Here is a 19755-nt window from a genome sequence, read left to right as displayed (position 1 = left end):
GCCCCCCATTGCCACCTGCACAGGAGATCCACCATGGTCAGTGCCGTCTTCCACTCCCCTCCCGCCGCTTTGCCGGCCGATACCCCCGCTGCGGCCCCTGCGCGCATTGCGGCCAGCCACAACGAGGCCCGCAAGGAAGCGGATGCCAGGCCCCTTCCTGCCCAGCGCGCGCCCCGCGACTGGGCGGCACTTTCACGCGCCTTCTGGATGGCCGTGCTGCCACCGCTGTGCGGCCTGGGCCTGCTGATCGGCGTGTGGGCCGTGGTATCTACCACCACCGGCAAGAGCATCCCCGGCCCGCTGGAAACCTGGGCGCAGGCCCTGGAGATCTTCAGCAACCCCTTCTACCGCAATGGCCCCAATGACCAGGGCGTGGGCTGGAACGTGCTGATGTCGCTGGAGCGCGTGGCCGTGGGCTTCGGCCTGGCGGCAATTGTCGGCATCCCCGCGGGCTTCGTGATCGGGCGCTTCAACTTCCTGTCGCGCATGTTCAACCCGCTGATCAGCCTGCTGCGCCCGGTGTCGCCGCTGGCGTGGCTGCCCATCGGCCTGCTGGTGTTCAAGGGCGCCAACCCGGCCGCCATCTGGACCATCTTCATCTGCTCCATCTGGCCCATGATCATCAACACCGCCGTGGGCGTGCAGCGCGTACCGCAGGACTACATGAACGTAGCCCGCGTGCTCAACCTCTCGGAGTGGAAGATCGCCACCAAGATCCTGTTCCCCGCCGTGCTGCCCTACATGCTGACCGGCGTGCGCCTGGCCGTGGGTACGGCCTGGCTGGTGATCGTGGCCGCCGAGATGCTGACCGGCGGCGTGGGCATCGGCTTCTGGGTGTGGGACGAGTGGAACAACCTGAACGTCAAGAACATCATCATCGCGATCTTCGTGATCGGCATCGTGGGGCTGGCGCTGGAGTTCGCGCTCATCAAGCTGGCCACCGCATTCACATTCGAAGAGGTGAAGGCATGACTACCGCTACCGCATCGCAATCGGCCAAGTTCATCCAGGTGCAAGGGGTCGAGCAGACCTTCAAGACCGCCAAGGGCCTGTTCCCCGCGCTCAAGGGGATCGACCTGACCATCGCCAAGGGCGAGTTCGTGGCGCTGATCGGCCACTCGGGCTGCGGCAAGTCCACGCTCCTGAACCTGATCGCCGGCCTGACCACGCCCACGGCCGGCGTCCTGCTGTGCGCCAACAAGGAGATCAAGGGCCCCGGCCCCGAGCGCGCCGTGGTGTTCCAGAACCATTCGCTGCTGCCCTGGCTGACCTGCTTCGACAACGTCTACCTGGCGGTGGAGCGCGTATTCAGCGGCCGCGAAAGCAAGGCCGAACTCAAGGCGCGCACCGATGCGGCGCTGGCCCTGGTGGGCCTCACGCACGCCGGCCAGAAGCGCCCCGGCGAGATCTCCGGCGGCATGAAGCAGCGCGTGGGCATCGCCCGCGCCTTGTCGATGGAACCCCAGGTGCTGCTGATGGACGAGCCCTTCGGCGCCCTGGATGCCCTGACCCGCGCCAAACTGCAGGACGAACTGCTGGAGATCGTGGCGCGCACGCAAAGCACCGTGGTGATGGTCACGCACGACGTGGACGAAGCCGTGCTGCTGTCCGACAAGATCGTGATGATGACCAATGGCCCGGCCGCCACCATCGGCGAGGTGCTGCAGGTCGACCTGGCCCGCCCGCGCAAGCGCGTGGAACTGGCCGAAGACCCGCAGTACGTGCACTACCGCAAGGCGGTGATCGATTTCCTCTACACGCGCCAGGGGCACGTCGAGAAAGCGGCTTGAAGACCTTGCACCGGCTCGCCGGTGCGGCACCTGCGCAAAGGCGTTGGACCTGTGTGGCCAACGCCTTTTTTCATGCTCAGTGCGCGCCGGAGATGTACTGCTCCAACTGCTCGATGATGAATTTCTGCTCCGAGATGATGTCCTTGACCAGGTCACCGATGGAGATCATGCCCACGAGCTTGCCGCCGTCCACCACGGGCAGGTGGCGCAGGCGTCCGGTGCTCATGATCTGCATGCACTGCTCGCTGGTCTGGTCGGGCCGCACGAAGCGCACGGCGCTGGTCATCACGTCGCGCGCCAGCGTGGCGGCAGAGGTGCGGCCCAGGAGCGCGATCTTTCGCGCGTAGTCGCGCTCGGTGAAGATGCCCACGATGGCGTCCCCTTCGATGACCACCAGGGCGCCGATGCCCTTGTCGGCCATGAGCTGCAGGGCAGAGAGCACGGAATCGGTGGGCCGGATGGTGTGCACGGTGGAGTCAGGCTTGGACTGGAGAATCTTGGCTACGACGGTCATGGAAACCTCCCTCTGAAAGACGTGGAACGGGGCACAGGCTCATTTCAGCCCATCTGCTCCACGAGCGCAAGCCGAAGCACTCCACGCCGATGTTTCTGCGCTGTTGCACTGCGCTGCGGTCGAAACAAACCGAAAAGAAACGAAACCGCGTCGAGACCCCCGGTACGGGTTAACCCGGCACGATACACCCATGTTCAACGCGCTGGCTCTCTCGGGAACAAGCAAGCTGAGCACCGCAGGAACTCTGTGGATTGTTTCTGATACCGGAACAGTTAGTTTGCGACTCAGTGGTTTTTCTCTGAACACCGCAGGCGTACAGTTCAACCCATCGATGAGCCGAACCCGCAAGGCGACTCACCGAACCCGGTTCAGCAGCTTCATTTGTTTCGCAGCCGTTCCGGTTTTTTTGAGACGCTTTTACCTTCAAGGACTTTCATCATGAACACGACCGCACGCTTCCTCTCCATCGCCGCTGTTGCCGCTTTCGCTTCCTTCGGTGCTTACGCCGACGAAGCCGATGCTTCGCAATTCGCCACCAAGTTCGACACCAGCCGCACCCGCGCCGAAGTGGTGGCAGAAGCGTCCGCAGTCGCCAAGACCCGCAGCATCGAGCCCGCTGGTTCGCGTGTGGTGACCTACAAGTCCACGGCCGACCGCGCTGCCGTGCGTGCCCAGGCCGCCGATGCCGTGCGCACCGGCCAGATCTCTTCCGGCGAAATCGGCGCACTGTAATTCGCATCCAGTTGGCGTATTGCCCCGTATTCCCCAGTACCTCGTCCCTATTTTTTGAATTTCACAGGAGTTTCACCATGAACACCACCGCACGTTTCCTCTCCATCGCCGCTGTTGCCGCTTTCGCTTCCTTCGGTGCCCAGGCTGACGAAGCCGATGCTTCGCAGTTCGCCACCAAGTTCGAGACCAGCCGCACCCGTGTCGAAGTGATGGCCGACGCCGCCACCGTGGCCAAGACCCGCAGCACCGAACCCGCTGGCTCGCGCGTGGTGTCTTACCAATCGACCGCCGACCGCGCTGCCGTGCAGGCCCAGGCTGCCGACGCCGTGCGCATGGGCAAGATCTCTTCGGGCGAACTCGGCTCGATGTAATCTGCCAGGCAGCGGGTCTGCCGACCGCACGGCAGCCTCCTGCAAAAAAGGCCGGGGCCCCGCAAGGGGCTCCGGCCTTTTGCCATCTGGGCGAATACGGCTTATTTGCGCGCCGCAGCCACCGCGCCCTGCACTTCCTTCCACAGGTCTTCACCCACGTTGGCCGCAATGCTGGCGTTCACGGCGCCGAGCTTTTCGCGCATGCGGCTGGCTTCGGCAGACGACAGTTCGTTGACCTGCATGCCCTTGCCCTTCAAGTCGGCCAGCGCCTTGTTGGCCTCGTCGCGGGTGTCCTGGCGCTCGAACTCGCGGCTCTTCTTGGCGGCATCGAGCAGCACCTTCTGCTCGGCCTTTGAGAGGCCATCCCAGTATTTCTTGCTGACCAGCACGATCCAGGGGCTGTAGACGTGGTTGGTGACCGTGAGGTACTTCTGCACCTCGTAGAACTTGCTCGACAGGATGGTGTTGTAGGGGTTCTCCTGGCCGTCCACGGTGTTGGTCTCCAGGGCCGTGAACAGCTCCGAGAACGGCAGCGGCACGGCATTGGCGCCCAGGGTCTTGAAGCTGTCGAGGAACACGTTGTTCTGCATCACGCGCAGCTTGATGCCGCTCATGTCCTCCAGCTTGGTGACCGGGCGCTTGCTGTTGGTCAGGTTGCGAAAGCCGTTCTCCCAGTACACCAGGCCCACCAGGCCTTTTTCCTGCAGCTTGTCCATGACCTTCTGGCCCACGGGGCCGTCGAGCACGACGTCGGCCTCCTTGGCGTTGTTGAACAGGAAGGGCGTGTCCCAGATCGCCATTTCCTTGGTGATGCCCACCAGCGTGGCGGTGGAGCCGACCATCATCTCCTGCGCGCCGCCGACCAGCGCCTGCTGCATCTGCACGTCCGAGCCCAGGGCGGCGGCGCCGATGGCGCGCACCTTCATCTTGCCGCCCGAGGCTTTTTCGACCTCTTGCGCGAACAGCTTGGTGGCGCGGCCCTGGTTGGACACTTCGTTCAGGCCGTAGCCGAAACGGATGATGCGCGGCTTGAAATCCTGGGCAGCTGCCTGGAACGAGGCGGCGACAGCGGCGACCGACAGGGCGGCCAGCAGGGTACGGCGGAAAGTCTTCATGGTTGTCTCCATTGGCAAGGGAAAGAAAGGCAGGGAAAAAGAGGGGCGCGGCGCCATCAGCGCATCCAGTGCACGGGGGCCGTCACCAGCTGAGGGAACACCACCAGCAGCGACAGGATCAGCACGTAGGTGAGCAGGAAGGGGTTGACGCCCTTGATGACGCTGTGCATCGAGATGCGGCCCACGCCGGCCACCACGTTGAGCACCGTGCCCACGGGCGGGGTGATCAGGCCGATGGCGCCGTTGAGCACGAACATCAAGCCGAAGTACACCGGGTCGATCCCCGCCTTGACGGCGATGGGAAGCATCACCGGAGCAAAGATCAGGATGGTGGGCGTGAGGTCCAGCGCCGTGCCGATGAGCACCAGCACGATCATCATCACGGCCATCAAGAGGCGCGGATTCTCCACCAGCGGGCCGAGCCAGCCGGTCAGCACCGTGGGCAGGTCGGCCAGGGTGATCATGTAGCTGGCCACCTGGGCGCCAGCGCACAGGAACATCACGATGGCCGTGGTCTTGGCGGCGCGCACCAGCACGCCGTAGATCTCGGGCACGCGCATCTCGCGGTGCACGAACAGGGCCACGGCCAGGGCATAGAAGGCAGCGACCACGGCGGCCTCGGTGGGTGTGAACACCCCCGACTTCATGCCACCGATGATGATCAGCGGCATGAGCATGGCCCAGAACGCCTTGACCGTGGCGCGCAGGCGCTCGCGCAGGGGCAGCGGCGCGCGGCTTGGCGGCAGGTCGATGCCGCGCAGCACCCAGCGCCAAGCGAAGATCAGGCCCGCCCCCATCATCAACCCCGGAACGATGCCCGAGACGAACAGTGCCGAGATCGAGGTGTTGGTCGTCACGCCGTAGATCACGAAGGGCATGGAGGGCGGAATGATGGGCGCGATGATGCCGCCCGAGGCGATCAGCCCGGCCGAGGTGTTCATCGGGTAGCCCTGCTGGCGCATCATGGGCAGCAAGATGGTGGCCAGCGCCGCCGTGTCGGCCAGGGCCGAGCCGCTCATGCTGGCCATGAGCACGGCCGCGCCGATGGCCACGTAGCCCAGGCCACCGCGAATATGGCCGACCCAGGCCTGCGCCATGTCGATGATGCGCCGGCTGATGCCGCCGGAGTTCATGAGCTCGCCGGCCAGGATGAAGAAGGGCACGGCCAGCAGCGGAAAGCTGTCCACCCCGGCCACCAGGTTCTGGGCCAGCAACTGCGTGTCGAAGAAATCGAGCACCCAGGCCATGCCGGCACCGGTGAGCACCAGGGCCAGGCCCATGTTCATGCCCGTGCCCATGAACACCAGCATGCCCAGCGAAAAAACAATGAATGCCTGTGCTTCGGGACCCATGGCCGTCACTCCACTTCCGCGCCGTGACCGAGGTCCAGTGGCACGCGTTGAATCAATTCGATGAATGCCATCACCGCGATGGCCGCCGAGCACAAAAGGGCGGGCAGCGGCAGCAGCGCCGCCGAATAGCCCAGCACCACCGAATGGCTGCCCAGGCCCACCACCACCTGCTGCCAGGCACCCCAGGCCAGCATCACGCAGGCGGCGATCACCAGCAGGCGGATGAGCGCGGTGAGCAGGCCGAAGGTCAGCGGCCGCCGCGCCAGCAGCCCGGCCAGGCTGGTGAAGGCCATGTGCTCACCTGCGGGATAGGCCGCAGCGGCGCCGATGAACACCATCCAGACAAACAGCAGGCGCGACAGCTCCTCGCTGGCGGCGATGCCGCTGCCAAAGCCATAGCGCAGCACCACGTTGACGAAGACGGCCACGGCCATCACGCCCAGGCAGCTGGCCATCAGCACCTGGGCCACCTTTTCAAAGCGGCTGGGGACCCTGTGGCCTGGCTCAGGAGGGTTGAGGGAGGTGTCGGCACTCATGGGGTGGCTTCCTGGTGGGCAAGCCAGGCGGACACCTGGGCTTGCAATGCGGAGATGGGCAGGAGCGCATCCAGGCGCAGCACGCCGGGCTCGCCCACGGGCGATTCGAGCGTGGCGAACTGGCTGTCCACCAGCGTGGTGGAAAAGAAGTGGGTGTTCACCCGGGCCGCCACGCGCTCGCCGGCAGGGACCCGGTCGATTTCGAGGAAGGCGAAGCGCACGCCGGGGCAGGCGGCGCGCAGGCGGTCGCGGTAGGCCTTCTTGAGGGCCGAGCAGGTGAGCACGGCGCCCTGCGGGTGATCCTGGAGCAACTGGCCCAGCGCGGCCAGCCAGCCCTCGCGGTCGGCGTCGGTCAGGGCGATGCCCTGGCGCATCTTCTCGCGGCTGGCGGCACTGTGGTGGTCATCCCCTTCGATCAGGGGCAGGCCCTGCTCCGTGGCAACAGCGGCGCCCAGGCTGGACTTGCCGCAACCGGCCACGCCCATGACCACCAGAAAGACCGGTGATGACACCGATGACGGCAAAGAACTCATATTGGTAGCGCTATCCAACAAACTTCAAAAAAACATCCCGGCGGGATGAGGTGAAAATCAGGTGCCACAGGGGAAAATGCCACACTACTGCGCATGCTGGCCTTGCTCTTGCCCCTGGACAGCGCTATCCTAAATCCATCAGGCCGCAATCACCCGAGGGAAAACCCTTGTCCAGACCCGAACCCAGGCGCCGCTCCAGTGGCCGCGTCACGCTCAGCCATGTGGCAGAGACCGCCGGCGTGAGCCCCATCACCGCCTCGCGCGCGCTGCGCGGCGAGCGCGGGGTGGCCGACGAACTGGTGCAGCGCGTGAAGGCCGCCGTGGAGCAGTTGGGCTATGTGCCCGACCCGGCTGCGCGCGCACTGGCCTCGCAGCGCAGCGTGCAGGTGCCGGTGCTGGTGCCGCTGCTGTCCAACGCGCTGTTCGTGGACGTGCTCGACGCCGTGCACCGCACCCTGTTTCCGCACGGCTACCAGGCCCTGATCGGCGTGACCCACTACGACCCCGATGAAGAAGAGCAGTTGCTGCGCACCTACCTCGCGCACCGCCCGGCGGGCCTGCTGGTCACAGGCTTTGATCGCACCGAGTCTGCACGGCAGATGATTGCCGCCAGCGGCGTGCCCTGCGTGCACCTGATGGAGATGACCTCGGCGCCCGGCGTGTACTGCGTGGGCTTTTCGCAGCAGGACGCGGGCCACCGCATCACGGCCCACCTGCTTGAGCGTGGCCGCCGCCGCGTGGCCTTCGTGGCGGCGCAACTGGACCCACGCACCATGCAGCGCGCCGAAGGCTACCGCCGCTGCCTGAAAGAAGCCGGCCTGCACGACCCGCGCCTGGAACTGCTCAGCGCCCAGCCCTCGTCCATCCGCCTGGGGGCCGAGCTGTTCGAGCAGGTGCTGCGCACCCGGCCCGACGTGGACGCCATCTTCTTTTGCAACGACGACCTGGCCCAAGGTGGCCTGCTGGCCGCGCAGCGCCTGGGCATTGCCGTGCCGGGCCAGGTGGCGGTGGCGGGGTTCAACGACCTGGCGGGCAGCGACCAGATGCTGCCCACGCTGACCACGGTGCGCACGCCACGCTCATCGATCGGCGAGGCCAGCGCGCACATGCTGCTGGCACTGATGCGCGGCGAGGCGCCCGAGCACAACTCGGTGAACCTGGGGTTCGAATTGACGGTGCGCGAAAGCACGTAGAGAAACACCCCCTGAGGCGCTGCGCGCCTTCACCCCTCTCTCGAACCGCTGCGCGGTTCGGGAGGGGGACGCCCCCAGCGCGGCGGGGCGGCCCTTGCGCGGGGGCACTGGCTTTTGGCCGTGCCAGTTTTGGAGGCGGGGACGAAACTGGCTGACTACGCGGAGATCAGTGCGCGCTGTGACGACGACTTCATGGCTTTGCGCAAGGCCACCGCGTCGTGGGCCTGTGCGGGCGCCAACGCATCAAGGCGGAACACCGCCACCGTCTCGGTCACGGATTGGGCCTGGCCCTGCAGCTCCATGGCCGAGGCGGCGTTCTCCTCCACCAGCGCGGCGTTCTGCTGCGTGATGGTGTCGAGTTGGGCCACGGCCGCGTTGACCTGGGAGATGCCGGTGAGCTGCTCGTTCGAGGCATTGTGGATCTCGCCGATCAGCGTGTTCACGCGGCGCACCAGCTCCAGCGATTCGCCCATGGTCTTTTGCGCGGTGTCGGTCTTGTGGTGGCCCTCTTGCACCTTGGTGGCCGAGTCGTCGATGAGCTGGCGGATCTCCTTGGCGGCCGACAGCGTGCGGTGCGAGAGGCTGCGCACCTCGGACGCCACGACAGCGAAGCCCCGCCCCTGGTCGCCCGCGCGCGCGGCCTCCACGGCGGCATTGAGCGCCAGGATGTTGGTCTGGAAGGCGATGCTGTCGATGAGCTGGGTGATCTCGCCGATGCGGCCGGAGGCGGTCTGGATCTGCTTCATGGTCTCGGCCACGCCGTCGACCGCTTCGTTGCTGCGCTCGGCCACCGAGGTCGCCTGCGTTGCCAGCACCGTGGCCTGGCGCGCCGATTCGGCCGTGTGCTTGACGGTGCCGGTGATCTCCTCCATCGACGCCGCCGTCTGCTGCAGGTTGCTGGCCTGCGTCTCGGTGCGGGACGACAGGTCCTGGTTGCCCTGCGCGATCTCGCGCGTGGAGACCTGCATGCGCTCGCTCTCCTGGCGCGCGTCGCGCACGATGGACAACAGGTTCACGTTGAGCTGCGACAGCGCCTTCTGCAGGCTGCCCACGGTGTCGTCGCGCGTGACCTCGATCTTCTGCGTGAGGTCACCCGCTGCCATGCGGTTGGCCCAGCCCAGCATCTGCGACAGCGGCGCCACAGTGGCCTGGTGCAGGTACCAGGCCATGGCGAGCGCCAGCGCCAACACGCCCACCCACGCCAGGCCCGAACCGAACGAGAAACTGTGCCCGCCTACCTCGGCAGCCCCCCAGGCCGCCAGCACCAGGACGAACAGGCACAGGCACATCTTGCCCATGGGGCCGAACTGAAGCCGTGCCGCCAGGGTGCCCCAGGCGGTGTTTTTGACCAGGCGCCCGTTGCGCAGCACATGCACCAGGCTGCCGCGCTCCTTCTCGGCACGCATGGTGGCGTAGAGCCGGTCGGCGGCCTGGATCTGATCGCGCGTGGCCTCGGTACGCACCGACATGTAGCCGGTAGGGTGCTCGCCCTGCATCAGCGGCGTGACGTTGGCCATAACCCAGTAGAAGCTACCGTCCTTGCGCCGGTTCTTCACCGCTGCCGACCACGGCTGGCCGTTGCCGATGGTCTCCCACATGTCGCGGAAGGCCTCCTCGGGCATCTCCGGGTGGCGGATCATGTTGTGGGGCTGGCCCAGGAGTTCTTCCTTCTCATAACCGCTGACCTCGATGAACATCGGATTGCAGTAGAGGATGCGGCCCTTGAGATCGGTCGTGGAGACCAGGGTTTCGCCTTTGGGAAAAACGTACTCTTGGGTACTGACCGGCAGATTCACGCGCATTGGATTCCCTCCACGGATGCCATCTCGTCCCCGCTGTCTGTGGCCATCCGACCCTGCAGCGGTAAAAACATCCTAGAAGCAATGCCCCCATCGCGCAAACAACATTTGCGCAAGGCAGGCATCCCCAGCCTGGTGCGGGGCATGGTGCACGCCGACACGCACCGCCTCCACTGCGCACCACGCCGGGTCACTGGTGCCAGGCAAACAATCAAAATCAATAGCAGTCGACTGACTGAGCACGGCACTTTGCCGGCAGTTTCGGCCCGTACCACCGAGCGCACCAACATTGGCACACGCCTTGCTTGGAATGCAGCACGGCCAAAGTTGGCCGTTTGTGTTGCCCGGTGCAAAGGCGCATCCGGCAGGCACAGGACGCAGGCGTCCCCATGGAGAGTCGTTGGCCACTGGCCAGCGTGCTCCGTGCGGACGCCTTTTTGTTTTTCTGTTTTCCTTTCCGTTGCAAGCCACGGCACAGAGCAGCGCTGCAGGCAGGTCCTACCGCCATGCAGGCAGACGCCCTTTCCACGCGAGACATCCATGCTTCAATTTCGGGACTTCTTCAAATCCGGCCACTCCCCCACGCTGTGGTCTGCGTTTCTCTACTTCGCCTTTTCGTGCGCGGTGTGGGTCATCAACGGTGCGATGGCACCCTTCATCACCGAGAGCCTGAAACTCACCCCCACGCAGATGGGGATCATGCTGTCCATCCCGATCTTCGCCGGCGCGCTGATGCGCTTTCCGCTGGGCATCCTGGCGCAGTACATCGGGCGCAAGAACGCCACGCTGGTGGAGATGGCCGGCATCTTCATCGCCATGGGCTACGGCTACCTGTTCGTCAACGACTACAACGACCTGCTGGCCATGGGCGTGCTGCTGGGCGTGGCGGGGGCCAGCTTCGGCGTGGCGCTGTCGCTGGGTTCGGGCTCGTTCCCGCCCCGCTACAAGGGCCTGGCCATGGGCATCGTGGGCGCGGGCAACGTGGGCACGGCCGTGTCCGCACTGCTGGCCCCCGTGCTGGCGCAGAAGTTCGGCTGGCAGTCGGTCTACGGCTTTGCCGCCGTGGGCGTGGCCATCCCCGCCCTCGTGATGGCCGTCTACGCCAAGGAGCCACCGGACCGGGCGCCCCACGCCTCGTTCCGCGAACACATCGCCTGCCTGTTCGAGAAGGACGGCTGGGCCTTCAGCCTGATCTACGCCGTGACGTTCGGTGGCTTCATCGGCCTCATCGCCTTCATGCCCACCTACTTCTACGACCAGTTCGGCGTGAGCAAGGTGCAGGCCGGCCAGTTGACCATGATGGCCGCCTTTCTGGGTGCGGCGCTGCGCGTGCTGGGCGGCTGGCTGTCGGACCTGTGGGGCGGCGTGAACACCCTGACGGGCGTGCTCGCCGTCACCACGGTGAGCCTGGTGCTGTGCGGGCTGGCCGAGAACTCTCTGCCGGTCACGATGCTGCTGTTCCTGGTGTGCTTTGCTGCACTGGGCGCGGGCAACGGCGCACTGTTCCAGTTGGTGCCGCTGCGCTGGCCCCTGTCCACGGCCGTGGCCGGCTCCATGATCGGCGAGATCGGTGCCCTGGGTGGCGGCCTGATCCCCAACGCCATGGGCCTGTCGCGCCAGTACAGCGGCACCTACCTGTGGGGCTTCGTCTCCATCGCCGTGTGCGCCGCCGCCATGCTGGTGCTGCTGCGCGTGATGCAGATCCGCTGGACCCGGACATGGGCGGAGAAGGGAGGACGTGCGCGCAGCGCATGACCGGCGCAAGCCGGTGAGCGCATAGCGCGCTCCTCACTTTCAGCGAAAGAGAGGGTGGCGCGCAGTGCCTGAGCTGGCGCAAGCCAGCCAACGCGCAGCGTTGCCCTCGCTGCAGCTAAAAGGGTGGATGGGCACGCACCGCCCAAAGTGCACCGCCGGCCTTCTCTACCTCGGCAAAAACAACACCCAGTACACCAACAGCAGGTTCACGAGCACGCTCACTACCAGCGCGATCTTCCAGATCGCCGTGGCGTCGCGCTGCATCAGCGGCGCCAGCGGTGCATGCGCGTGCAGGGGCCGCGAGGCGCCGCGCTCCAGCGCCAGCAGCAGCTCCTCGGCCGTCTCGAAGCGCTGTGCGCGCTGGCGCGCCACAGCCTTCAAGGCGATCTGGTCCAGCCAGATGGGCACCTCGGGGTTGTGGCGGCTCGGGGCCACGGGGTCGCGGTGGTAGCGCCCGATCTGGTAGGGCACCACGTCGCCATAGGGCAGGCGCCCGTGGCTGAGCAACTGGTACAGGGTCACGCCCAGCGCGAACAGGTCGCTGCCGGCGTCGGGCATCTGCCCCGTCTCGGCATCGGCACTGCGGTCATAGCCCGGCCATTGCTCGGGGTTCATGTAGCTCGGGGTACCCGCATGCAGAAGGCGCGTGGCCTCGGGCTCGCGGCCGCTCAGAGCCACGCCCAAGTCGAGCACGCGCAGCACGCCATCGTCCCCCAGGTGCAGGTTGTCGGGCTTGATGTCGCGGTGCACCACGCCCTGGCGGTGCAACAGGCCGAGCACGCGCACGGCCTGGGTGAGCACGCCCACGGTGCGCGCCACGCCAAAGGGCTGGCGCCGGCGCAGTTGCTGCCCCAGGGTCTCGCCCCGGTGCCAGTCGTACAACAGGTAAAAGAAGCTGCTGCTGGCGCCTGATGCGGCGGCGGGCCAGTCGTTCAGGCAGGCCAGGTTGGCTGCGGCGCTGCCCGACTGCATGCGCCGCGCCACCCAGGCCTCGTGCGCCAGTGTGGCGCGCTCTTCGCCATCGTGCGCGCGCTGGGGGTTCAGGGTCTTGAGCGCATACAGGCGCTGGCTGGCAGGGTCACGCACTTGGTAGATGCGGTGGATGCCGCTGTCGGCCACCAGCGCTGTGACCACCAGGCCGTCGACCGCATCGCCCACCTTGAGCAGGGGCAGCACCGGCAGCTCCTGCGCGCGCCGCGATTCGTCCTGCAGAGTGGCCTCGAGCACGCCGCGCACCTGCACGGCCATCGCGGTCACGTTGTCGCTGCTGCCCCTGCGCAGGGCTGTGCGCACCAGTTCCTCGCACAGCGTTTGCGGGGCCAGGCCCTGGCGCATCAGGCTGCGCAGCTCGCGCTCGGGCAGGCTGCCATGCACACCGTCGGACACCAGCAGGAACAGGTCGCCGCTCTGCAACTCCCCCTGGCTGTAGTCGACCACCACATGGTCGTCGAGCCCCAGGGCGCGCGTGAGCTGGTGGGCCAGGTCACGCTGCGCGATCACGTGGTCGGCCGTGAGCTGCTGCAGCCGCCCGCCGCGCAGCAGGTAGGCGCGCGTATCGCCCACGTGCGCCACGGTGAAGGACTGGCCGCGCAGCACAAGGGCCGTGAGCGTGGTCAGCCCCACGGCGGGCTGGCGCCGCCGGTTCATGGCGGCCAGCCAGGCGTTGTGGGCGCTGAGGATGCGGTCCAGGGCCACCGTGGTGTCCCAGGTCTCGGGGGTGGCAAAGTAGTCGGACAGCAGCGTGCGCACCGTGGTCTGGGCCGCCTCGCGCCCATTGCCCCCCGCGCTCACGCCATCGGCCAGGGCGGCAATGGCGCCACGGGGCAGGTCGCGCCCGCGGCCCTCGACCAGGGCCGCAAAGTCCTCGTTGCCGTCCTTGCGCCCGGCCTGCGAGACACAGCCGAAATCCAGTTCAAAGCTCATGCACCACAGGCAAGCATCTTTCATGCCCAAGCTGGTGCAAAGTGCGCCCGCCAAAGCACCCCAGCACGGCCATGCGCGATTTTCATCCCCATCATGGTGCAATGCAACATGGTGCGCGTGGCGCCACCCTGGGGTTGCGCTCACGGACCACCAGAAAAGACGGGACGCCCCGGATCGGGGCGGCGGGTTGGCACACGCATTGCTTGTTCGAAGGCACGGCCCGCAAGGGCCACGCGGGTCCACGGTGCAATGGCGCACCCGGGCTGGCAAGGACGAAGGCGTCCCCACATGCGGTTTCGAGACATCGAAGCAGCATCGTGTGGGCGCCTTTTTTGTTTTGTGTTTCCGATGGGCGTGGGGGCTGCGATGAAAAAATCCAGGCTGGTGATGGTGGGCAATGGCATGGCCGGTGTGCGCACCCTGGAAGAGCTGCTCAAGATCGCCCCGGACCTCTACGACATCACGGTGTTCGGTGCCGAGCCGCACCCCAACTACAACCGCATCCTGCTGTCGCCCGTGCTCGCGGGCGAGCAGACGATCGACGAAATCATCCTCAACGACTGGTCCTGGTACGAAGAGAACCAGATCACGCTGCACACCGGCTTCACCGTGACCGAGGTGGACCGCGTGCGCCGCGTGGTGCACGCCACCAATGCGGCGGGCGAGGCCATCAGCGCCGAGTACGACCGCCTGATCCTGGCCACCGGTTCCAACCCCTTCATCCTGCCCATCCCGGGCAAGGACCTCCCCGGCGTGCTCGCCTACCGCGACATCGCCGACACCGAGGCCATGATCGCTGCCGCCGCCACCTACCGGCATGCGGTGGTCATCGGCGGTGGCCTGCTGGGGCTGGAGGTGGCCAACGGTCTGGTCAAGCGGGGCATGCAGGTGAGCGTGGTGCATGTGGGCAACACGCTCATGGAGCGCCAGCTCGACGAGGTGGCGGGCGGCATGCTGCAGCAGTCGCTGCAGGAGCGCGGCATGCAGTTCCTGCTCAACGCCCAGACCGCGGAGCTGGTAGGCGGCCCCGAGGGCCGCGTGACCGCCGTGAAGTTCAAGGACGGCAGCGAAGTACCCGCCGACCTGGTGGTGATGGCCGTGGGCATACGCCCCAACACGGCGCTGGCCGAGAAGATGCGCCTGCATGTGAACCGGGGCATCGTGGTCAGCGACACGCTGCAGACCATCACCGACGCACGCATCTACGCCGTGGGCGAGTGCGCCGCCCACCGGGGCATCGCCTACGGCCTGGTGGCGCCGCTGTTCGAGCAGGGCAAGGTGCTGGCCAACCACCTGGCGGAGCTGGGCATCGACCGCTACCAGGGCTCGCTCACCTCCACCAAGCTCAAGGTGACGGGCATCGACCTGTTCAGCGCCGGCGACTTTCAGGGCGGCGAGGGCACCGAGGAGATCGTCATGAGCGACCCCGTGACCGGCTCGTACAAGAAGCTGGTGATCAAGGACGACAAGCTGGTGGGCGCCTGCCTGTATGGCGACACGGTGGACGGCAGCTGGTACTTCGACCTGCTGCGCGAAGGCCGCACGGTGGACGAGATCCGCGACCAGTTGATGTTCGGACCAGCGGGCACCGAATGACCCCCACCTCCGCCATGACCAGAAAGGACACGCCCATGACCACGACCTCACCCGCATTGCAGCGCAGAACCTTGCTGCTGAAGGCCGGCGCCGCCGCAGGCGCCGCCACCGTGGCCGGCACCCTGGCACTCGCCTCTCGGCCTGCGCATGCCCAGGTCGCCAACCTCAACGACGCCATCAACAAGGCCGGTCGCCAGCGCATGCTCAGCCAGCGCATGGGCAAGGCCTGGCTGGCCCTGGCCCACAAGGTGCAGGAGCCTGCGGCGCGCCAGGTGCTGGAGCAGTCCGTTGCACTGTTCGAGCGCCAGCTCGCCGAGCTCAAGTCCTACGCCCCCAACCCCACCATCCGCAACACCTACGGCCAGCTCGATGCGGCCTGGGTTTCTCACAAGGCCACGCTGCTGACCGGCACGCCCGCACTGGCCGGCGCCACCGCGATGCTGCAAGCCGATGCCAAGGTGCTGGCCCTGGCGCACCAGGGCACGGTGCAGTACGAGTCGGCCTCGGGCAAGCCGGTGGGCCACCTGGTCAACGTGGCCGGCCGCCAGCGCATGCTGAGCCAGCGCATGGCCAAGTTCTACCTGGCGGCGCAGTTGCCGGTGGATGCTGCCGTTGCGGCGGCGGAGATTGCCAAGGCGCGCACCGAGTTCATCGCGGCGACCGAGGTGCTGCGCAAGGCGCCTGAAGCCAATGATCGCATTCGGCAGGAGCTGCTGCTGGCGGATGGGCAGTGGGTGTTCTTTGATGCAGCGCTGCAGCGGATGCAGGCGGGTGGGGTTGCGGGGAGCACGGCGCGGCAGGTGTCGGAGGTGTTTGTGGCGAGTGAGAATTTGTTGTCGAGCATGGATCGGGTGACTGGTCTTTATGCTGCTTTGGCTGGGTGAGTTCGTGGCTTCTGGTTGCTACTGTTTTTGTGCTGAGGGCGGAGGCCGGGTCTCGGCCCGGCGGCCGAGGTACTTCTTCTTTGCTTCGCCAAAGAAAAGTACCCAAAAGAAAGGCGACCCCGCTGCCCGTGTCCCCACTCGCCCGTTGGGCGAGTGGGGCAGCCTGCGATGCTCGGGCCTGGGGTGCACCGCGGAACTCGCTGCATTCCCCCTGCGGGTGAACTCCGCTCAAACAACCGCGGTGAGTCAGACAACGATGCGCGTGTCCTTCGGCACGCGCTCACCCCAGGCCCTGCGCTTCTCGGCACGGTCAGAAGGGGGTGGGAGCGGGCTCCACGCGGGCCATCGCTTTGCTCGGCCCCGTGGTCCTTCGCTGCGCTCGGCTCGCCAGGGCGATGGCGCCAGTTTCGTCGGCAGCGCGCACCGCGCGCGTCCCCGATCCCAGGCGCAGCTGCGAAGCAGCAGCCGTGCGGTACCCGCTCCCCACCCCTGCTGGCTGCGCCGAGAAGCGCAGGAGCTGGGGTGGGTGCGTGTGCCGAAGGACACACGCACTTCGTCCTCTGGCTTGCCGCAGCTGTTTGAGCGGAGTTCGAAGAACGCAGCGAGTTCTGCGGCACCACCCCAGGACCGAGCATCGCAGGTTGCCCCCGTCGCCCACCGGGCGATGGGGGACGCAGACTGGGGGTCGCCTTTTCTTTGGTGACTTTCTTTTGGCGAAGCAAAAGAAAGTTACTGCGCCGCCGGGCGCACACCCCGGCCCCCGCCCCAACAACAAGCACGCCGCAACCACGACAAGAACATGAAAGAAACCAAATCCACCTGCCCCTACTGCGGCGTAGGCTGCGGCGTGATCATCGAATCCGAAGGCCCGCAGATCACCGGCGTGCGCGGCGACCCCACCCACCCCGCCAACTTCGGCCGCCTGTGCACCAAGGGCTCCACGCTGCACCTCACCGCAGCCAGCCCCGTCACCCTGCAAACCCGCCTGCTCCACCCCCTGCACCGCACACAGCGCGGCCAACAAGCACTGCCCGTCACCTGGGATGCCGCGCTGGACATGGCGAGCCAGAAATTCGCCGACACCATCGAGCAGCACGGCCCCGACGCCGTCGGCTTCTACGTCAGCGGCCAGTTGCTCACCGAGGACTACTACGTCTTCAACAAGCTCGCCAAGGGCCTCATCGGCACCAACAACATCGACACCAACTCGCGCCTGTGCATGAGCAGCGCCGTGGCCGGCTACAAGGCCACGCTGGGGGCCGATGCGCCGCCCGCCTGCTACGAAGACGTGAAGCACGCGCAATGCCTGTTCTTCGTGGGCAGCAACGCGGCCTGGGCGCACCCCATCCTGTTTCGCCGCATCGAGGACGCGCGCGCGGCCAACCCGGGCATGAAGGTCATCGTGGCCGATCCGCGCCGCACCGACACCGCCGGCATGGCCGACCTGTTCCTGCCGATACAGCCGGGCAGCGACGTGATGCTGTTCAACGGCATGCTGCACCTCATGCTGCGCGAAGGCTGGGTGGATGCTGCCTACATCGGCGCGCACACCACGGGCTTCGAGGCGCTCCAGGCGCTGGTGGCCGATTGCACGCCCGAGCGCGTGAGCGCGGTGTGCGGCATTCCCGAGGCCGACCTGGCCACGGCCGCGCAGTGGTTCGCCACCTCCAAGGCCACCCTCAGCCTGTACTGCCAGGGCCTGAACCAGAGCACCAGCGGCACGGCCAAGAACGCCGCGCTGATCAACCTGCACCTGGCCACGGCGCAGATCGGCAAGCCGGGCGCGGGCCCGTTCTCGCTGACCGGGCAGCCCAATGCGATGGGCGGGCGCGAGGTGGGCGGCCTGGCCAACCTGCTGAGCGCGCACCGCGACCTGGCCAACCCCGCGCACCGCGCCGAGGTGGCGGCGATGTGGGGCGTGGCCGATGTGCCTTCGCGCCCCGGCAAGACGGCCGTGGAGATGTTCCAGGCTGCTGCCGACGGCGAGATCCGCACACTGTGGATCGCCTGCACCAACCCCGCCCAGAGCATGCCCGACCAGGCCACCGTGCGCCGTGCGCTGGAGCGCGCCGAGTTCGTCGTGGTGCAGGAGGCCTTTGCCACCACCGCCACCGCGCAGTACGCCGACCTGCTGCTGCCCGCCACCACCTGGGGCGAGAAGACCGGCACCGTGACCAACAGCGAACGCCGCATCTCGCGCGTGCGCACTGCGGTGCCGGCACCCGGCCAGACGCGCCACGACTGGGCCATTGCGGTGCATTTCGCGCACCAGCTGGAGGCGCGGCTGCGCCCCAGCGCACCCAGCCTGTTCCCCTACACCACCAGCGACGCCGATGCCGGGGCCGAGGCGGTGTGGAACGAACACCGCGAAACCACGCGCGGCCGCGACCTGGACATCACCGGCCTCTCCTGGCCCCTGCTCGAAGCGCAAGGCCCGCAGCAGTGGCCGCTGCCCGAGGGTGCTGCCAGCGGCAAGGTGCGCCTGTACGAAGACGGCATCTACCCCACGCCCGACGGCCGTGCGCGCTTTGCAGCCCATGCCTGGCAGCCCGTGGCCGAGCCGCGCGAGTCACGCTACCCCTTCGGCCTGACCACCGGCCGCCTGCGCGACCAGTGGCACGGCATGAGCCGCACCGGCACGCTGGGCCGGCTGTTCGGCCATGTGGCCGAGCCCTCGGTGCAGATGCACCCGGACGACATGGCGCAGCGCAAGCTGCACAGCGGCGACCTGGTGCATGTCACCAGCAAGCGCGGCTCCATCGTGGTGCCGGTGCTGGCCGATGCCAACCTGGGCCTGTCGCAGGCCTTCATGGCCATGCATTGGGGCAGCGAGTACCTCAGCGGCCAGTCGTCCACCGGCGAGCGGCTGTCGGGCGTGAACGCACTGACCACCTCCGCCTACTGCCCCACCTCCAAGCAGCCCGAGCTCAAGCACGCGGCCGTGAAGATCCTCAAGGCCGAGATGCCGTGGACCCTGCTGGCCATGGCCTGGCTGCCGGGCGACAAGGCCCTGGCCGCACGTGAATCGCTGTCGGCCTTGTTGGATGCCTTCCCGTTTGCCAGCTGCGTTCCCTTCAGCAACAACACCCCGCTGTCGGAGCCAGGCCGCGAGCGCACCGGCGTACTGCTGCGCGCCGCAGGCCACGAGGCGCCACCCGACGCCCTGATCGAGCGCATCGAGGCCCTGCTGGGCCTGGCCACCGCAGACACCCTGCGCTATGCCGACAGGAAACGCGGCCAGCGCCGCGCCGCGCGCCTGGCCCGGCGGGACGACAGCAGCAGCACGCTCGAAGCCATCGTGCTGGCCGGCGACACCAGCGCCCAGGGCTGGATCAAGACCCTGCTGCAGGAAGAACTGCCCGCGCAGAGCTACGGCCGCCTGCTGCTCGTGCCCAGTGCCAAGGCCCCGGTGGCGGTGCAGTCGCGCGGCAAGACGGTGTGCACCTGCTTCAACGTGACCGACGTGGCCATCACCGGCCAACTGGCGCACTGCCACGGCACCGACGACGAGCGCCTGGCCCAGCTGCAGGGCACGCTGCGCTGCGGCACCAACTGCGGCTCCTGCCTGCCCGAGCTCAAGCGCATGGTGCGCGCCACCGGGCCGCTCGCCAAAGCGGCCATCGCAATCGCCGCCATATAACCAAAAGTTCGCTGGGTTGCGA

At 67.1% G+C, this 19755-nt stretch carries 16 protein-coding genes and 1 pseudogene; 10 read left to right on the top strand and 7 right to left on the bottom strand.

Annotated features, from left to right (window positions below):
• The first annotated feature begins 33 nt into the window (after positions 1–33).
• On the top strand, positions 34–972 hold the full coding sequence (ntrB, locus tag ACSQ3Y_RS09890; protein ID WP_057199677.1) for a nitrate ABC transporter permease: 939 nt from the start codon (positions 34–36) through the stop codon (positions 970–972).
• Positions 969–1790 carry an ABC transporter ATP-binding protein gene (locus ACSQ3Y_RS09885; protein ID WP_057265987.1) on the top strand — a complete coding sequence of 274 codons (822 nt, stop codon included), beginning with the start codon at positions 969–971 and terminating at the stop codon, positions 1788–1790. Before ntrB ends, ACSQ3Y_RS09885 begins: the two co-directional genes overlap by 4 nt.
• A gap of 76 nt (positions 1791–1866) precedes the next feature.
• On the opposite strand, the gene ACSQ3Y_RS09880 is transcribed toward ACSQ3Y_RS09885, so the two are convergent.
• The gene (locus tag ACSQ3Y_RS09880; RefSeq protein ID WP_436177140.1) at positions 1867–2304 is read right to left on the bottom strand and encodes a CBS domain-containing protein; all 438 of its coding nucleotides are present in this window, start codon (positions 2302–2304) and stop codon (positions 1867–1869) included.
• 190 nt (positions 2305–2494) lie between these two features.
• Between ACSQ3Y_RS09880 and ACSQ3Y_RS09875 the strand changes: the two genes are divergently transcribed.
• The 3 genes from ACSQ3Y_RS09875 (at position 2495) to ACSQ3Y_RS09865 (ending at position 3407) form a co-directional block, all read left to right on the top strand.
• On the top strand, positions 2495–2746 hold the full coding sequence (locus ACSQ3Y_RS09875; RefSeq protein ID WP_428002065.1) for a hypothetical protein: 252 nt from the start codon (positions 2495–2497) through the stop codon (positions 2744–2746).
• On the top strand, positions 2743–3036 hold the full coding sequence (locus ACSQ3Y_RS09870) for a DUF4148 domain-containing protein (protein WP_427999860.1): 294 nt from the start codon (positions 2743–2745) through the stop codon (positions 3034–3036). The genes ACSQ3Y_RS09875 and ACSQ3Y_RS09870 overlap by 4 nt, the downstream gene beginning before the upstream one ends.
• A gap of 77 nt (positions 3037–3113) precedes the next feature.
• Complete coding sequence (locus ACSQ3Y_RS09865) at positions 3114–3407, top strand: DUF4148 domain-containing protein (protein WP_305746265.1); 294 nt, start codon at positions 3114–3116, stop codon at positions 3405–3407.
• Positions 3408–3508: 101 nt separating this feature from the next.
• On the opposite strand, the gene ACSQ3Y_RS09860 is transcribed toward ACSQ3Y_RS09865, so the two are convergent.
• Genes ACSQ3Y_RS09860 through ACSQ3Y_RS09845 form a run of 4 tightly spaced genes read right to left on the bottom strand, consistent with a single transcriptional unit; the run spans position 3509 to position 6943 of the window.
• Positions 3509–4522: a TRAP transporter substrate-binding protein gene (locus ACSQ3Y_RS09860; protein ID WP_057199674.1), complete on the bottom strand. Its 1014-nt coding sequence runs from the start codon at positions 4520–4522 to the stop codon at positions 3509–3511.
• 56 nt (positions 4523–4578) lie between these two features.
• On the bottom strand, positions 4579–5874 hold the full coding sequence (locus tag ACSQ3Y_RS09855; RefSeq protein WP_057199754.1) for a TRAP transporter large permease: 1296 nt from the start codon (positions 5872–5874) through the stop codon (positions 4579–4581).
• 5 nt (positions 5875–5879) lie between these two features.
• Positions 5880–6410 (bottom strand): TRAP transporter small permease, encoded by a 531-nt coding sequence (locus tag ACSQ3Y_RS09850; RefSeq protein WP_436177139.1) that lies wholly within the window; start codon positions 6408–6410, stop codon positions 5880–5882.
• Entirely contained in the window at positions 6407–6943 is a 537-nt protein-coding gene (locus tag ACSQ3Y_RS09845; RefSeq protein ID WP_369818130.1) for a gluconokinase, read from the bottom strand. Before ACSQ3Y_RS09845 ends, ACSQ3Y_RS09850 begins: the two co-directional genes overlap by 4 nt.
• Before the next feature lie 167 nt (positions 6944–7110).
• On the opposite strand from ACSQ3Y_RS09845, the gene ACSQ3Y_RS09840 reads away from it, so the two are divergent.
• Complete coding sequence (locus ACSQ3Y_RS09840; protein ID WP_057199671.1) at positions 7111–8136, top strand: LacI family DNA-binding transcriptional regulator; 1026 nt, start codon at positions 7111–7113, stop codon at positions 8134–8136.
• A 155-nt stretch (positions 8137–8291) separates the two neighbouring features.
• Here ACSQ3Y_RS09840 and ACSQ3Y_RS09835 read toward each other — a convergent pair whose 3' ends face one another.
• Positions 8292–9938 (bottom strand): methyl-accepting chemotaxis protein, encoded by a 1647-nt coding sequence (locus ACSQ3Y_RS09835; protein ID WP_057265995.1) that lies wholly within the window; start codon positions 9936–9938, stop codon positions 8292–8294.
• A 537-nt stretch (positions 9939–10475) separates the two neighbouring features.
• On the opposite strand from ACSQ3Y_RS09835, the gene ACSQ3Y_RS09830 reads away from it, so the two are divergent.
• Entirely contained in the window at positions 10476–11690 is a 1215-nt protein-coding gene (locus ACSQ3Y_RS09830; protein ID WP_057199669.1) for an MFS transporter, read from the top strand.
• Positions 11691–11855: 165 nt separating this feature from the next.
• On the opposite strand, the gene ACSQ3Y_RS09825 is transcribed toward ACSQ3Y_RS09830, so the two are convergent.
• Positions 11856–13613 carry a protein kinase domain-containing protein gene (locus ACSQ3Y_RS09825; RefSeq protein ID WP_436180102.1) on the bottom strand — a complete coding sequence of 586 codons (1758 nt, stop codon included), beginning with the start codon at positions 13611–13613 and terminating at the stop codon, positions 11856–11858.
• A 366-nt stretch (positions 13614–13979) separates the two neighbouring features.
• On the opposite strand from ACSQ3Y_RS09825, the pseudogene ACSQ3Y_RS09820 reads away from it, so the two are divergent.
• From ACSQ3Y_RS09820 to ACSQ3Y_RS09810, 3 genes and pseudogenes are all read left to right on the top strand, one after another.
• Positions 13980–15191 (top strand): annotated as a pseudogene (locus tag ACSQ3Y_RS09820) (NAD(P)/FAD-dependent oxidoreductase); the annotation flags it as partial.
• A gap of 53 nt (positions 15192–15244) precedes the next feature.
• The gene (locus ACSQ3Y_RS09815) at positions 15245–16093 is read left to right on the top strand and encodes a type IV pili methyl-accepting chemotaxis transducer N-terminal domain-containing protein (protein ID WP_436177138.1); all 849 of its coding nucleotides are present in this window, start codon (positions 15245–15247) and stop codon (positions 16091–16093) included.
• Positions 16094–16892: 799 nt separating this feature from the next.
• On the top strand, positions 16893–19733 hold the full coding sequence (locus ACSQ3Y_RS09810; protein WP_436177137.1) for a nitrate reductase: 2841 nt from the start codon (positions 16893–16895) through the stop codon (positions 19731–19733).
• The last annotated feature ends 22 nt before the right edge of the window (positions 19734–19755 follow it).

The sequence above is a fragment of the Acidovorax sp. LjRoot66 genome (genome assembly GCF_964253305.1).
GTDB lineage: Bacteria > Pseudomonadota > Gammaproteobacteria > Burkholderiales > Burkholderiaceae_C > Acidovorax.
Note: the sequence above shows the minus strand (reverse complement) of the source record. Positions and strands in the feature narration are given on the sequence as shown.

Excerpts from the sequence above, each read along its gene's own strand:
- ntrB (WP_057199677.1), top strand. The coding sequence starts at position 34 with ATGGTCAGTGCCGTCTTCCACTCCCCTCCCGCCGCTTTGCCGGCCGAT.
- ACSQ3Y_RS09885 (WP_057265987.1), top strand. The coding sequence starts at position 969 with ATGACTACCGCTACCGCATCGCAATCGGCCAAGTTCATCCAGGTGCAA.
- ACSQ3Y_RS09880 (WP_436177140.1), bottom strand. The coding sequence starts at position 2,304 with ATGACCGTCGTAGCCAAGATTCTCCAGTCCAAGCCTGACTCCACCGTG.
- ACSQ3Y_RS09875 (WP_428002065.1), top strand. The coding sequence starts at position 2,495 with ATGTTCAACGCGCTGGCTCTCTCGGGAACAAGCAAGCTGAGCACCGCA.
- ACSQ3Y_RS09870 (WP_427999860.1), top strand. The coding sequence starts at position 2,743 with ATGAACACGACCGCACGCTTCCTCTCCATCGCCGCTGTTGCCGCTTTC.
- ACSQ3Y_RS09865 (WP_305746265.1), top strand. The coding sequence starts at position 3,114 with ATGAACACCACCGCACGTTTCCTCTCCATCGCCGCTGTTGCCGCTTTC.
- ACSQ3Y_RS09860 (WP_057199674.1), bottom strand. The coding sequence starts at position 4,522 with ATGAAGACTTTCCGCCGTACCCTGCTGGCCGCCCTGTCGGTCGCCGCT.
- ACSQ3Y_RS09855 (WP_057199754.1), bottom strand. The coding sequence starts at position 5,874 with ATGGGTCCCGAAGCACAGGCATTCATTGTTTTTTCGCTGGGCATGCTG.
- ACSQ3Y_RS09850 (WP_436177139.1), bottom strand. The coding sequence starts at position 6,410 with ATGAGTGCCGACACCTCCCTCAACCCTCCTGAGCCAGGCCACAGGGTC.
- ACSQ3Y_RS09845 (WP_369818130.1), bottom strand. The coding sequence starts at position 6,943 with ATGAGTTCTTTGCCGTCATCGGTGTCATCACCGGTCTTTCTGGTGGTC.
- ACSQ3Y_RS09835 (WP_057265995.1), bottom strand. The coding sequence starts at position 9,938 with ATGCGCGTGAATCTGCCGGTCAGTACCCAAGAGTACGTTTTTCCCAAA.
- ACSQ3Y_RS09830 (WP_057199669.1), top strand. The coding sequence starts at position 10,476 with ATGCTTCAATTTCGGGACTTCTTCAAATCCGGCCACTCCCCCACGCTG.
- ACSQ3Y_RS09825 (WP_436180102.1), bottom strand. The coding sequence starts at position 13,613 with ATGAGCTTTGAACTGGATTTCGGCTGTGTCTCGCAGGCCGGGCGCAAG.
- ACSQ3Y_RS09815 (WP_436177138.1), top strand. The coding sequence starts at position 15,245 with ATGACCACGACCTCACCCGCATTGCAGCGCAGAACCTTGCTGCTGAAG.
- ACSQ3Y_RS09810 (WP_436177137.1), top strand. The coding sequence starts at position 16,893 with ATGAAAGAAACCAAATCCACCTGCCCCTACTGCGGCGTAGGCTGCGGC.